The following is a 14,722-nucleotide window of genomic DNA, read 5'->3' as shown; positions in this document are numbered from 1 at the left end:
CAACAACTTCGAAACGATTGTCAATAACAATCCAGAGAAAGTAAAAGAGATTATCGAACAAGTGGCCAAAAATGTTGAAGGGAACGTAACCTATAATGGAACGGATTTACTGTACAAAGATGCTACGGGAAATGATCAAGTGATCAACTTGGATCAATTGGTAAAAGCCAACGAAACCGTTACAACTTTACTTGCTAATACCGATGGGACCTATACCTATAAATCAGAGAATGGCACAGAAACCATTATTGATATTCCTGCTTCTGTAGCGAATAACTTCGAAACCATTGTCAATAACAATCCAGAGAAAGTCAAAGAGATTATTGAACAAGTAGCCAAAGACGTTGAAGGGAATGTAACCTATAATGGAACGGATTTACTGTATAAAGATGCAGCTGGCGCAGATCAAGTAATCAATCTAAAACAATTGGTAAAAGCCAATGAAACCGTGACTAATTTAGTAGATAATACAGACGGAACCTATACCTATTACAATGAAAAGGATTATGATGCTACAGGTACTTTACTACCAACAGCAACAGGGGTAAGTTTTTCAGGTAATCCACAAAAAAGCACATGGAATAAAACCTTAACGGAAGATCCTTCATTTGCTCAAAACGAAAATATATACCGTACAGGAAAAGTATATATTGGATTAGATTCTTCCACTACAGAGCCTACATTAAAAGACAATGTTGCCTTATATGTAGAAGGGAATATTCAAACAAAAGGGAAGTTTTTCACTACTAGTTCAGTATATGCTGATTACGTTTTTGAAAAATATTTCTTAGGTGATTCTTCAATTAAATCCAATTATGAGTTTTCAAGCCTCGATGATATTAAATCCTTCATTTCCACCAACTATCATTTACCAGGTGTAACGCCAATTAGCGAGTTGGAAAGAAATGAAAATGGCTATCAATTCGATTTGTCTGAACTATCCATTCAACAGCTTGAAAAAATCGAGGAGTTGTTTTTACATCTTATTGAGTTTAAAGATGCTTTAAATGAAAAAGAGAATAAAATTCAACTATTACTAGAGAAGAATAACGAACTAGAAAATAGGCTTAATGCATTAGAAAGTAGATGGAACAAGTAGTAATAGAACAAATGAAATCTACTTATTCATTGACTTTTAGTCGTATTTACCATTGCATATTCATTTTTTAAACAGTTAATTATGAAAAAAGCTTATATAAAACTAACCTTTTTCACCCTCTGCAGTTCAGTTGTTCTGGCACAAGAAAACCAGTCCAATCACTTTGTAAATGTAGGTGAATTAGTAGTTGCTGAAGGTACAATTCTCAGTAGTGACTATGCCTTTGAAAATAGCGCTTTGGGGAATTTTGAAAACCACGGCCAAATTTATTATTACAATGATTTTCAAAATGATAATTTATTCTATCCAGGAACTTTAACTAAAAATGCTAAAGTCTTTTTCTCCCCTAAGGATGCTAAAAAAACAATCCAAATTAGTGGAAATAAACTCATAGAATTCCAAAATGTCGAATTTGATCATGCATCTTCAGACCTGGGCTTTAACTTATCTAATGAAATTTCAGTCAAAGGGGAATCTAACTTCGTTTCTGGTATCATTCAAGTAGAAGAGGAGAAAGGGATGTTTACTTTTCTATCCAAAGCGACTGCTATAAATGCCTCAGACCTTAGTCATGTGAGTGGACCCGTAGAAAAACAAGGTGCACAAGCTTTTGCTTTTCCCATAGGAGAGGGGGGATATCATCGTCCCGCTGCAATTTCAGCCCCAGCTGAAGAAATAGATTTATTTGTGAGTCGATATCGTTTATCTACGGGTGATTTCTTTGAGAAAAAAGCCAACGTAGCAGGCGTTATTCAAACAATAAATACTAAAGAATACTGGGAATTAACACGTTCGGATAATAAAACAAAGGATGTATTATTGACTTTGAGTTGGGATGAACGCACCACTGACCTTGCCTTGTTAAAAGATCCAGAGAAGGAATTACATATCGTTCGATGGGATGAAAAGCAACAATTGTGGGTGGATGAAGGAGGTGTCGTGGATATGTCCAGACGTACCATTACTACAGCAACTCAAGTTAAAGGGTATGGATATTTCACTTTAGCGTCCATAAAAACCAATCTGATACAAGAAGGTGATCTTGTGATTTACAATTTTGTATCCACCAATGGGGATGGAAAGAACGACTATTTCTTGATTGATAATATCACTCGTTTTCCTAATAATACCGTAGAGATTTACAATCGATGGGGAATAAAAGTGTTTGATACAACCAATTATGATAGTGCTGGCAATGTATTCAAAGGATATTCGGATGGACGAGTTACCCTGAAAAAAGGAGAGCAACTACCAAGCGGAACCTATTTTTATGTCATCACCTATGAATATGAAGATTCAAGTGGTTCACGTAAAGTTAAGAAATCCGGGTATTTACATTTAGAAACGAATTAAGGTTATGGAATTGAAAAAGAGAATTATAATTTGGGGATTAAGCCTACTAGGTGTAGGCTTTCTTCCTCCCCTTTATGCACAGCAAGACCCTCAGTATACACAATACATGTACAATACCACGATGATTAATCCAGCTTATGCAGGAAGTAGAGGGACACTGAATGTATTTGGGATGTATCGCACGCAATGGGTGGGTTTAGAAGGTGCTCCTAAAACAGCTAATATATCAATATCCACCCCTTTAGGAGATAGTGGATTGGGGTTAGGGGTTAACTTTATGAATGATCGATTAGGAGCTATGGAAGAAAATAATATCGCTGTGGATTTGGCATATGCAATCAATATAAACTACAACTATAAGTTGGCCTTCGGATTAAAAGGAACGGCTAATTTACTCAACGTAGATTACACCAAATTGACCATTTATCATCCTACAGATCCTGTTGCTCAAGAAAATATCAGCAACAAGTTTAATCCCAATATAGGAGCTGGACTTTACCTTTATTCTGATCGAGCTTATTTGGGAATTTCAGTTCCCAACTTCTTGACCAAAGATCGTTATGATGATAATGAAGTCAATACAATGCGTCAAAAGGCTCATTTTTATTTGATGGGAGGTTATGTATTTGAATTAGGGAAGGAAGTACAATTTAAACCTGCTGTTTTAGCAAAAGCGGTTAGTGGTTCACCCTTACAAGTGGATGCAACAGCTAACTTCCTATTCTATGAAAAATTCACACTTGGAGCGGCGTATCGTTGGGATGCTTCCGTAAGTGCCCTAGCTGGGTTTCAAGTAACTAAAGACTTATTTATAGGCTATGCCTACGATTTTGAAACAACCCAACTTCGTCATTACAATTCTGGATCGCATGAAGTCTTTTTGCGATTTGAGCTTTTCAAACGCGATAGTAGAATTAATGCCCCTCGTTTCTTTTAAAGTAAAAATAACCGAAAAGAACGAACAATTAGTATAAACCTAAAATCAGCTGGTAAAAAGAGACTAGTCTTGATTTTCTTAAAAAAGAATAGATATGGAATTAAATTATAAAATGATTATCGGCCTGTTTTTAATCTCTGTATTGAGTTATGCACAAAAAACAGGAATTGGCACAGAAAATCCGCTTTCTGATTTACATGTCAATGGAGATATTAGCATTGCATCCTCCATTCATGTAGGAGCAACTGCAACAGCAAAAGGGAGTGCAGGGAACACTGGTGAAGTCTTAGTATCAAAAGGCGCAGGGAATAGCCCGCAATGGACCAATCTAGATAATATACTTTCGCCTAGTGTTTATCAAGTTCAACAAACCAATAGTATTTTTCTACCTGCAGGATTAAATAAACCGTGGTTAACTGTACCCAATTTAACCAAAACGATAACTATTCCTAAAGGCAAAAAGGCAATGGTTACCTTGGTTTCACAGATTTGTGTGCAACAAACCAAAAACATACTCAATTTAGCTGGTATTTCGTCGGGTATTTTTAAGAATAATGCGATTCTTATTTCTAATACAGCCCAACTTGCTCACTCTTCTGGTTTTGTTGAGGAATTCATTATTATTCCTTTGACTTATATCGAATTTATTGATGCAACGGCACAGGAAGTCCAGGTTAAGTATGAAATCAAAGCCCGTTCTAATTATAGTGGCGGTACCCTAGGTGATGAAGATTTACGGGTAGCTAGTAACCCATTCAATAGAGGAGATTATTCCTTATTAAACATTTCAGTTTTAGTTTTCTAACTCGTTCTATATCATGATTGTTTTTTTAAACTCCTTCAATGCTAAATAAAAAATATGAAAAATTATATCCTGAATTATATACTTGTATTCCTGATTTTCTTACCTCATTTACTTCTGGCACAGGTAAAAACGGGAATTAATACAACCAATCCACAAGCAACTTTAGAGGTAAATGGTGATTTAATCATCAGAGATCTTCCTGTAGTTAAAGAAAAAGAAGCTTTTTATGCTATTGGACACGATCAAAACAATAAAATCGTTTCACTGTCTAAAGATTTAACCTCTTATTCTACTTATTTAGGCTTTGCACCCATGGCTTCAACACATAGAGAAGAACTTCCTTTTACTTTGGAAAATGGGTATATCACAACCTTAGAAGGTTTTGGAATTGGAGCATGTTATGGAGTCATGATTAAGTTTACCATTTATTTTATAGGGACCACCTATATTGGAGCTGAACTACATGGTATTTCTACCTCTAGAGATACTAAATATAATGAGGTAATCCTTAGTTCAACTGAAAATATTTTTGGCACCTCACTGGAAATATTAGCTAAAGCAAGTGGTTGCTCAGCGACATCTGGTCATACTTTATCTTATAATGCACAAACTAAAAAAATTACCGTTTCTTTTGCAGATTCACCCACATATTACCCTAACGCAGGTTTGTTTGTCATTAATAAAGTCACGAAAGTAAAACAAACAAACTAAGTGATTTATTATTCAAACTAAAACTTTATTTAAAATAATTATTTCAATAATCCTACAAGTTCCCCCTTATCTTGTAGGGTTATTTTTTTCTAATACTCAACTTTAAATCAATAAATTACAACGCTTCCCATGGCTCAATATTGAGTCAAGTTTATATGTATTGAATAAAACTGAAAGAAAAAACCAAATGAATGAAACAAAGTGAGCGTGTTTCAAGCCAATAAACGTACTATTAGCTGTTACAGAAGATCATCTTGATTCTTAGCTGGCCTTCGAAAAGTTGGCTAAAAATCAGAACAATAAAAGTATAGCTAAATCTGTTTATCTTAGATCAGTTTATCTAACTAATCAAAAGAAAGAAAATACAAGAGTCGCACAAAGATGTGTTTTGTGCTATTTAATCTGTTGTTGGTATACGAAGTTAACCTGAATAGACTTGTATTTTTGGAAAGCCTTTTGATGATATTTAAATGACAAAGCACAAAAAATGAAAATGAATCATTGGGTCTTATTCATTATGTAAGGTATTCTTCCTGTAGGAATCCAATAAACAATAGGTAAAAAAACGAAATGGAGCGTAAACAAGAATTCTCTACAATAGTAAATGCCTATTGGCAGCTACAAACTGGAATCACTATAGCATTTAAAAATGATTCGTATTGTGTTTTTTTAAATGAAGATTTAGACAAAGACTATGAAATTATGATCGTAGAAGGCGCTCAAAAGGAAAATTGGGTTATTATGCGTTTGGACCTTTTAAAACGGTTAGGCAAAGAAAACATTGAAAAGCTTGACTTTGTAGAATTTAAACGTGTTTTAGAAAAACATCACATTCTTTTACACGGAGCAGATTATGTCTTTTATTTTTCAGCTAAAGAAAAAAACAGCATGAAGAATTTAGTATGCTCAGCCAACATTAGAGCCTTAACCAAAGAAGATGCAAGCTATTTTGCTAAATTTGAAGCTAGTGCAACAGCACAAGATTTAGATGATGCCGCTGTAGCACTGGATCATTGGAAAGTCTACGGAGCCTTTGAAGGGAATCAACTCGTTGCTGTTGCTAGTATGTACCCTTGGGATGAAGGCAGTCTGATTGGGGATATGGGCGTTCTTACCTTACCTTCATATAGAGGCAAGGGCTATGCTAAAAAAGTAATAGAAATGATGAGCCAATCTGCTTTAGCGGAAGGCTATGAGCCTCAATATCGCTGTCAACTAGATAATAGCGCATCAGTTGGACTAGCTAAAAAGCTAAATCTTGATTTATTTGCGTTGTGGAATGTAAGTATAAAATAATCAACTTAATATGAAGTTAGAATTAAAAGAAATTACTGCTGATAACTATTATGACGTGGGATTATTAACCACAAATAAGGATGGTATCCCAACTGCTGAAGAAGAATATATTTGTGGCAATGCGATGTCTATAGCAGAATCCAAATTTTATCCTGAACTACGTCCCCAGGCAATTTATGCAGAACAAGAACTTATCGGTTTTATCCTGTCAGGACCTTATGTCAAAGACAAACCTAACTATTGGATTCTTCGATTTATGATTGATTACCAATATCAGGGAAAAGGGTGGGGGAAAGCCGCTTTTCTAGCTTTTGTTCAGCAAGTAAAAACAGACAATAAAACAAAAGCAATCTACCTCGGTTTGGATCAAAGCAATCAAAAAGCTATCCGTCTATATGAATCTTGTGGGTTTCAATTTACAGGTACTATCAAAGATGGGGAGCTTGTTTATGTGTTAGTGTTGTAAGAAATAACCCCTGTTTTTTTCACTCATACAAGTGAGAAAATTAACTATTTATATCTGATTTCAAAAGCAAGTGATTTAGCGAAAATCACTTGCTTTTTTTTATTGTAAGATGCTGTGTTTTGTGCCATTTTTCATCCCATATGGTTAAGCACTAGCCAACAACAAATGCTGAATTTTGACTCCGTACAATTTAATCTACAAATAGCATGGAAAAACAGGAATGTATTATTATAGGATCTGGTCCCGCAGGGTATACAGCTGCGATATACGCGGCGCGTTATGGGAGAAAACCCGTACTTTTCTCAGGTATGATAAAAGGCGGGCAATTAACTCAGACAACAGATGTAGATAATTATCCGGGGTTTCCCCAAGGCATCCAAGGGCCAGATCTTGTTGATGCGATGTTAGCACAAGCCTTGCGTTTTGGAACCGTGGTAAAACATCAAATGATTGTTTCAGTAGATGCCTCTGATAGACCTTTTAAATTAACCGCAAGTGATGGAGCAATATACTACAGTGATAGCGTCATTATTGCCACAGGAGCATCAGCTAAGTATTTGGGTATTCCCAATGAACAAAAGTATTTGGGCATGGGGGTATCGGCCTGCGCTACTTGTGATGGGTACTTTTATAAAGGCAAAGAAGTGATTGTCGTTGGAGGTGGAGATACCGCCTTAGAAGAGGCTATATTCTTAGCTCATTTAGCGCGTAAAGTACATTTATTCGTTCGAAAGGATCACTTTAGAGCCTCTGCAATTATTCAAGAACACGTCAAGCGTTATGATAACATAGAAATTCATTACAATACAGAGCTGGTCGATGTGATTGGAAATGAACACTTCGTAGAAGCAGCAGTTGTGCTGGATAATCAATCCAATAGTCAAAGACAGGTACGTGTAGATGGTATTTTCATTGCGATTGGTCATTCACCGAATACGGAAGTATTTACTTCTTTGGTCAATACAGACGAAGTAGGTTACATACAAACCATTCCAGGTTCAACCGAAACGAATATCCCAGGAATATTTGCTTGTGGAGATGTACAAGACACTAAGTATAGACAGGCGATTACCGCAGCAGGAAGTGGATGTATGGCGGCCATAGATGCTGAGCGATTCTTAAACAATAGATGGAGTAAAAACGGAATATATTGTGTAGAAACAGATGCGAATGTCTTAGCACTAGAAGAATACCAAGTAGCGGAAAACAAGGGGAGTATCTTTGACAAGATGTACCAAGCAGAAGAATACGCCTATGGGATAATCCCCAATAGTTACTTTAAAGATAAAATTGACAGCCTAATTCCTGGAAAAATATTACTTGCAGCTGAAGGAGAAGGGCGCAATGCCGTGTATGCAGCTAGCAAAGGATGGGAAGTATACTGTTTTGATATTAGTGCATATGGAAAAACCAAGGCTTTAAAACTTGCAGCACAAACAGGAGTACAGCTAAACTATGAGTTAACAGAGATGGAAAACTTAACCTATGCGTTAGCTTCTTTTGATGTAGTAGCTCTAATTTATACACCTTTACTACACAGTAAGCTAATCAAATACCTAAAACCAGGTGGACGACTAATCTTTGAGGGATTTAGCAAAAAACAAACCGTGATTAATCAAAAAGATCCATTTGCTGGAGGTCCAAGAGAGGCTTCACAGCTCTATAATTACGCCCAGATGAAAGAAGCCTTCCAAGACTTAACTGCAAGAGAATCGTATGAAACACAAGTCGTTTTAAATGAAGGGATTTACCATCAAGGATTGTCTTCGCTACTGCGATTCTATGGTACGAAGTAATCGTTAACCAATCCCCATAGGGTTGAATCGATTTTTAAGGTACAAGTAAACGCTCTTTTAGACGTGATTGTTGGGTTATCCATCCACTATCATGGTGAAGTAAATCACGAGTATTGAATGTCTATACGATTAGCATAAAAATTAGAGCCACTACTAGATGGGCTATCCTTACTTTTGAACTTTATACACTTAGATTATGAAATTATATCCACCACTGACTCTTGTTTTAAGTTTAGTTACTGGAGTCGTCATGAGCCAAGAGAAAATGAAAATTGGAATCTTTGTATATCCAGAGATGGAATTACAAGATTTTGCAGGTCCTACTGATGTTTTTGTAAAAGCAAACCGGTTTACCAATGATCAGTATGAGCTATTGTTATTCTCTGAAGATGGAACGCTCATTGAAACAGAGAGAAATGTTGTTCCTATTACCCCTAAGTACAGTTTTAAAACGTTGCCTAAAGTAGATCTAATTCTCATACCAGGTAGTCCTATAGAAGTGGCTACAACACGTTCGAAACAAGCCAACATCAAGCAATTTTTAGTTGACCAAAAAGACAGGGGTACAACCCTAGCATCCGTTTGCACAGGGGCTTATTTTCTGGCAAATTCGGGATTATTGGATGGGCATCGATTTACTACACATTATTTAGATGCAGCAGAACTAGGAGCGCATTTACCTAATGCAGAGGTTGTTTTAAATGTGCGTTTTGTCGATAGTGGCCAAATTCTTACCGCCTCGGGGATAACCTCAGGAATCGACTTGGCTTTATACCTTGTAGAGCAATACAGTGGTCAAGTGATTCAAGATAAAATTGCTAAATTAATGCAGTATGAGTATCATGTAGAGCAACAATGGCCAGAGCAACTATAAAGCAAGAACCTTGCATGAAATTATTAAATGTTACATTAAATATGCAGTTATCGTTAAATGTAGATTATTAATTAATATTGTTAATATATTTTAATAATTTTACAAATTAACCATAAAAACATACATTATGAAAAACATTTTTTTGTTAGTTTGCCTTTTCACTTTACTGGGAAGTACAGTGAATGCTATGAGCATGAATGAGATAAAAACAGAAGAAGCATTGTCTGAACCTCGTTATGATCATACTATTTATGTTGACCTATTTGGTAAGGAGGTATTTCGCACCAGTGGATGTTACACATTAAGTGAAGTCGATAACATCATTAATAATCTCAGATTACGATTTGGCAATCTCATTGAAATATTTATGGAGGTTTCTGAAGAAGAATGTTCGATTTAAGAGGTAAGAGCTTGTACTATTCCAGTCAAATTACTTGTAAATCATAGGAATACAACAGCGATGAAGTATAGACGTGATGTTGCAGCAAAAAAGATGGAATTAAAAAAACCTGCTCAATTAAAACTGAGCAGGTTTTTTCATTACTATTTACCTCCTTACAAAAGCAAAAGACTTATTCAACAATAAGTTCAACTGAAGCTTTTGGACTTTCATCACTTTCTAGTAATAAAGGTTCTACAGTAGCATAGTTAGTAATAACTTTTATTGTAAGTAAAGCAAGTAGTACTCCTATGATGTTGTTAGCCATACTTGTTACTGTACATATCGTTAATTCATCGATTGTTTCAGCTCGCTGTGCGTAACGAAATATGTATTGACCCATTGCATTATTTACAATCCAAAAAGCCCACCATATTCCTAAAATATTGGCAGAGAAATTTTGATTCATGCTTACGCCTTTTCTTGCCAATAATGCTTTTGTTTCCACGTGTAATTCTTTCATGATTTGGTAGGGTCTAAATAAGCAAAGAATAGGTACAAACCAACTACCCGCAGCCCAACCTTCTTTGTAAGATAAATTAGTTACTCTTAGATGTAAATTGTAGTACGCACGTCTGAACCATTGAATGAAAGTTACTCCCGAGATTATATAAGCAATCGAGCATAGTAGGCTGATAACTTGTTCTCGGGTGTCATTTGCATTTGCTTGTTCTATGGAAATTTCATTGCCTTTGGCAGCCATTTGAAGCAAATCGAATTGAAAATACCCAGAAATTAAAGATATAATATCTAATGCTAACATAATCCATATCAATATAATTGCATTTTTGGCTCTTTGACCATTGGGTTTTAATCTTTCCATATTTTTTCCTTTTGTTTGCGACACGTTCAGTGCCAAACGCTTCTTAATTAGAGATTTATTTTTTATGCTAAGTATTCTCTAAAAAAAATTTTTGTTTTAAAATTTTCAACTGTTGCTATGCCTTGCCAAAATGGAAATCATCTATTTCACTTTAGCTAAAATTTAATAAAAGTCAATTATATCCGCAAAATTAACAAAAAAAAACAATAGTATTGAAGCTCTAAATGCCCGTTGTTGTTAACTTTTATAGCACTAAGTCGTATTGAACAAGATACAGATCTCGTTGCGTTTATTTATTGTCCTGAGTATTACGATATTGAGATTAAAGTAACCTGGAGTAGGATAAAATTACTAAACAAAGAATAAATACAGAAATAATCTTTGCTAAGTATCATGCTGGATCCGTTGGAACTGCATTCTTGAAATGGATTGGTGATACGACAACGTTTATTGATCTAACAGATCGTAACGAGAATGGAAATAATCAGCAGGAAGCAAATGTGTATCATAATGCGGAAGCCTATATTCCGGCGATAAATGCTGTAGATGCTTTTAAAAGAGATAATACACCGTTTTAAATATAAAAGAAGACCTTAAGAAATTATATTTCTTAAGGCCTTGCAGTAGATTTATTTTAAAATTTCCATACTAATATTAGCTTCAGGATATTTTTCTGCCCATTTTTCTTGCTCTATCAAACCTCGTTTAAAACACTCATCTTTTCCTTCACGACCTGTGAAGATTTCAGAAGCAATTTCTTCCTCAGTGTCAGGATGATAGGCTCTAAGTTTAAATTTACAAGGTTTGTCTTGTTCTAATACTTCTTTCTCAACAGGTTCTCCATTAGATGCAAACGCACTACCATTAACAACAACAAGTGCAAATGCACATAAAATTAATTTTTTCATACTAAATAATTTAAAATTGGTTAGTGTTAAAATAGTAAATGTTAATTAAAATAAAAAACAAAGTGTTGATTCTTAACCAAATATACAGTTTAAATATAAGTTGTGTTAATATAAAACTTCCTGCTTGAATTTGTACGTGATTTATTGAAATGGAAAGAGAATGGCAAATAGAAAGTGTAGAAGGAGCTTTTCAGAAGTATTCTACAAGTTAACGGAAAAGAAAAATGCTACTCATGGAAATAAAATAACCGAACTAGCAATAAAAAGAAAGGAGCATATAGAACCTTTTTAGCATTGGTTTATATGCTCCTTTCTTTTGAAATAACACAAAACTATAGGTATAGCGCGTGATGAAACATAGTATATACTTAAAGTAAATTAGTTATCTACATAATCTTGAACAAATGCTTTCGCTAATGCTAAAGAAGAGTCGACAAAATGAGCCTCGACATTGCTATGCTGCATCACTACATTTAGATCCGTACAAGCAATAATAATACAGCTAGTTTTAGCTTTAACCTCCTGAAGCAACTCCTCCCAAAGGAGTAAATTATGGGGATTGCTTTTATCTTTTTTAATACCTGATATAAGATCATTTAAACGAGTTTGCCAATGCGATTCAAAGACAAAAGTATGTCCTTTAGTAAGTATTTCTTTCTGATACAGAGTAGAGTCAAAAGTTGTTTTAGTAGCAAACAAGGTTACATTTGTTTTGTCTATAGGTAATTGATTCACCGTCTGCTCAATAATATTAAAAAGCTTTGTATCTATAGCTTGTTGTAGATGATTGATATAGATATGAGCTGAATTACAAGGCATAGCAATACTGTGCACTCCATTTTCTTTTAACTTTTTTAACCCTTCGATAATTGTTTTCTGCATTAAGTCATGGTCTATTTCTCGATCCAAATAAAATGGAGTAGGTAAGGAATAGATGATAATCTTAGGAAATTCTTCATCTAAAACAGCATTGTATTGTCTTTGACATTCATCAAGGACTTGTTCTAAAAAAGGGGTTGTAGAACGAGGTCCCATTCCTGCTAATATACCAAGTGTTTTATTATTCGATTTCATTGTTTGATTTTAGTCCTGTAATTTTAAAGACACTAAATTAATACAGTAAATCTACATCTGTATCTTGAGTATACTTATTTTCACCTCAAAAAATAGCTTTAGCCTTACGAAGAAAAGTTTTACCCCGTATCAGGAGTAATTAAAAGGATATAATCTACTGCTTTGTCTTTTAAGATTACTTCACAGCACGATACAAACTAAAAAAACCCGCCTTGTTTAGGCCGGGTTTTTTAGTACTTGTCTTTCGCGTATCGGGGTGACTCATCGTTTACACCTAACACCGCTCCGAAACAGCATATCTAGGGTCAATGTATGTGGCTCGATCCGGGTAATTTTGACTATAGGCGGTTGAGAAATGGCGCTTGCTTAGAGGAACTTGCGTTTTTTAGGTAAAAGCAAAGGAAGAATTTATAGGCAATGCTTGATTTTATTTTATTGTTTTATTTCATTTATTGTTAAAAATTATGATAAATAAAACAATATATAAAAAGTAAATAATTTTTATCCGTATTTAATATTGGTGTAATTATTTATATAAAATACAATGTAATTAACTTATATTTAGGCTAAAATACAAATAGTTTAAAATAATAAACACAAAATAATGTTGTTTTTTGTTTTTTTTATAGGTGTTAAGGATTTTTTTAATTACTAAAAAAAAGCTTAAATCTTTATAATTGGGGATTTTAAAGATGGCGGCATCCTATGCACAATAGGTGTTTGGATTAATAAAGATGAGTGCCAACCACCGAAGTAAGGAATGGTGAATTATTCACTTATTCCAACTTGTAATCGTTTATAATTAAGATAATATAGTTGTTTATGAAAAAAAATGTACTTTCAGTAGCCTTACTTATGATGTCGGGATTTGCGTTTGCCCAAGTGGGAATTGGGACGGCAAATCCGAACCCAGCGGCTTTATTAGATGTTGAAGCCACTAAAGGAAGCTTTAAAGGGGTGTTGATTCCAAGGATTCCCCTAGAGTCAGCTACTAGCAATGGAGGAATGACAGGAGGACAAACGCCAAATAGTTTGCTTGTATTTAATACAACAGCCAATCAAGAGTTAAAACCAGGTTACTATTTTTGGTTTGACAAACAATGGGTCCGCTTGTTGTCTTCTAGCGATGATTTCTTAAAAGAGGTGGCTGTAAATGAAGAGCTGGCGGTTAATTTGACAGAAGGAACACTCTTTTTACGCGATACAAAACAAGGGGTTGTTTCTGTACCTTTAGCTGATATTAATATTGTGACTACACTTCAGTCAAATGGACAAGGAAAATACATTTATACTTCAGAAGATCAAACGACTACAGTTATTGATGTAACCGCTGATGTAATTGAGAATATACAAACGATTATCAATGAAGAAGGCGTAATTAACGAAATTATTCAATCCATTTCGGTGAACGCTAAGGCATTAACAGGAGATGAGAGTATTGAAGTACTTGGCGGAGAAAAAGCCGTATTGACAGCTGCGTCTTTGCGCATTAAGCCTTCAAGTATTACCACAGCAAAGATCGCACCTGGAGGAGCTAAGCAATTGTTGGTTACGGACGAAAATGGCGCGGTGAAATGGGTTGATGCATCAGATGAAGTTATTCAAGAAGCTTTTGAGTTTAATGAAAAAGTTACCTTATTAGTAGATGGAGGCGATGGTACATTCACCTATTATAACGAAAAGGGTATTGATGCTGACGGAAATCCCATTACAGGGCGAGGCGTAAAATTTGATGCCAATACGTTGCGTATTGAAAAAACAACAGATAATACGTATGCCTTTTTCGATAAGTCTGATGATACAACACCGATAGCCATTATTGATGNAAATTTGATGCCAATACGTTGCGTATTGAAAAAACAACAGATAATACGTATGCCTTTTTCGATAAGTCTGATGATACAACACCGATAGCCATTATTGATGTGGCGGGAAGTGTTATTGAGAATATTACGGAAATTATCAACGATACAACCGTTCAAAATGATATTTACACTGCCGTAGCTGCCCAAGGAAAAGCGGCTACAGCGGCTGATGGATCAATTCAAGTGGATAATGGAGATCAGGCAGTATTAAATGCCATGCAATTATCCGTTGCTAATGCGGGAATTACTACGGCTAAAATTGCACCTGGGGGTGCT

At 35.1% G+C, this 14,722-nt stretch carries 13 protein-coding genes and 3 pseudogenes; 13 read left to right on the top strand and 3 right to left on the bottom strand.

Annotated elements, in window-relative coordinates:
* The 11 genes and pseudogenes from AWV75_RS18960 to AWV75_RS17830 all read left to right on the top strand — a co-directional run.
* Nucleotides 1-1,099 (top strand): annotated as a pseudogene (locus tag AWV75_RS18960) (hypothetical protein); the annotation flags it as partial.
* Nucleotides 1,100-1,180: 81 nt separating this feature from the next.
* Entirely contained in the window at nt 1,181-2,452 is a 1,272-nt protein-coding gene (locus tag AWV75_RS17870; RefSeq protein WP_060875634.1) for a gliding motility-associated C-terminal domain-containing protein, read from the top strand.
* A gap of 4 nt (nt 2,453-2,456) precedes the next feature.
* Nucleotides 2,457-3,389 carry a PorP/SprF family type IX secretion system membrane protein gene (locus tag AWV75_RS17865; RefSeq protein WP_060875633.1) on the top strand — a complete coding sequence of 311 codons (933 nt, stop codon included), beginning with the start codon at nt 2,457-2,459 and terminating at the stop codon, nt 3,387-3,389.
* A gap of 94 nt (nt 3,390-3,483) precedes the next feature.
* Nucleotides 3,484-4,194: a hypothetical protein gene (locus AWV75_RS17860; RefSeq protein ID WP_060875632.1), complete on the top strand. Its 711-nt coding sequence runs from the start codon at nt 3,484-3,486 to the stop codon at nt 4,192-4,194.
* 54 nt (nt 4,195-4,248) lie between these two features.
* Nucleotides 4,249-4,905, top strand: a complete 657-nt coding sequence (locus AWV75_RS19200) for a hypothetical protein (protein WP_231738193.1) — start codon at nt 4,249-4,251, stop codon at nt 4,903-4,905.
* 570 nt (nt 4,906-5,475) lie between these two features.
* Nucleotides 5,476-6,201 carry a GNAT family N-acetyltransferase gene (locus tag AWV75_RS17850; protein WP_060875631.1) on the top strand — a complete coding sequence of 242 codons (726 nt, stop codon included), beginning with the start codon at nt 5,476-5,478 and terminating at the stop codon, nt 6,199-6,201.
* A gap of 10 nt (nt 6,202-6,211) precedes the next feature.
* Entirely contained in the window at nt 6,212-6,667 is a 456-nt protein-coding gene (locus AWV75_RS17845; RefSeq protein ID WP_060875630.1) for a GNAT family N-acetyltransferase, read from the top strand.
* Between the two features lie 206 nt (nt 6,668-6,873).
* A pseudogene (gene trxB / locus AWV75_RS19195) lies at nt 6,874-7,788 on the top strand (thioredoxin-disulfide reductase); the annotation flags it as partial.
* 108 nt (nt 7,789-7,896) lie between these two features.
* A complete protein-coding gene (locus AWV75_RS19190; protein ID WP_231738194.1) occupies nt 7,897-8,463 on the top strand; it encodes a class I SAM-dependent methyltransferase in 567 nt (188 codons plus the stop codon).
* 196 nt (nt 8,464-8,659) lie between these two features.
* Nucleotides 8,660-9,337: a GlxA family transcriptional regulator gene (locus AWV75_RS17835; protein WP_060875629.1), complete on the top strand. Its 678-nt coding sequence runs from the start codon at nt 8,660-8,662 to the stop codon at nt 9,335-9,337.
* Nucleotides 9,338-9,464: 127 nt separating this feature from the next.
* Nucleotides 9,465-9,737, top strand: coding sequence for a hypothetical protein (locus tag AWV75_RS17830; RefSeq protein ID WP_060875628.1), 273 nt, complete (start codon nt 9,465-9,467; stop codon nt 9,735-9,737).
* 172 nt (nt 9,738-9,909) lie between these two features.
* On the opposite strand, the gene AWV75_RS17825 is transcribed toward AWV75_RS17830, so the two are convergent.
* Nucleotides 9,910-10,635, bottom strand: a complete 726-nt coding sequence (locus tag AWV75_RS17825; protein ID WP_197429610.1) for a DUF4328 domain-containing protein — start codon at nt 10,633-10,635, stop codon at nt 9,910-9,912.
* Between the two features lie 383 nt (nt 10,636-11,018).
* On the opposite strand from AWV75_RS17825, the gene AWV75_RS18955 reads away from it, so the two are divergent.
* Nucleotides 11,019-11,177: a hypothetical protein gene (locus AWV75_RS18955; protein ID WP_197429609.1), complete on the top strand. Its 159-nt coding sequence runs from the start codon at nt 11,019-11,021 to the stop codon at nt 11,175-11,177.
* A gap of 51 nt (nt 11,178-11,228) precedes the next feature.
* On the opposite strand, the gene AWV75_RS17820 is transcribed toward AWV75_RS18955, so the two are convergent.
* Together AWV75_RS17820 and AWV75_RS17815 are read right to left on the bottom strand one after the other, a co-directional pair.
* Nucleotides 11,229-11,507 carry a hypothetical protein gene (locus AWV75_RS17820; RefSeq protein ID WP_060875626.1) on the bottom strand — a complete coding sequence of 93 codons (279 nt, stop codon included), beginning with the start codon at nt 11,505-11,507 and terminating at the stop codon, nt 11,229-11,231.
* Nucleotides 11,508-11,885: 378 nt separating this feature from the next.
* Complete coding sequence (locus tag AWV75_RS17815) at nt 11,886-12,581, bottom strand: aspartate/glutamate racemase family protein (protein WP_060875625.1); 696 nt, start codon at nt 12,579-12,581, stop codon at nt 11,886-11,888.
* A 1,844-nt stretch (nt 12,582-14,425) separates the two neighbouring features.
* Here AWV75_RS17815 and AWV75_RS17805 point away from each other — a divergent pair.
* A pseudogene (locus tag AWV75_RS17805) lies at nt 14,426-14,722 on the top strand (hypothetical protein); the annotation flags it as partial.

This window comes from Myroides odoratus (genome assembly GCF_001549985.1).
Lineage (GTDB): Bacteria > Bacteroidota > Bacteroidia > Flavobacteriales > Flavobacteriaceae > Flavobacterium > Flavobacterium odoratum_A.
This window is presented reverse-complemented; position numbering and strand designations above follow the sequence as displayed.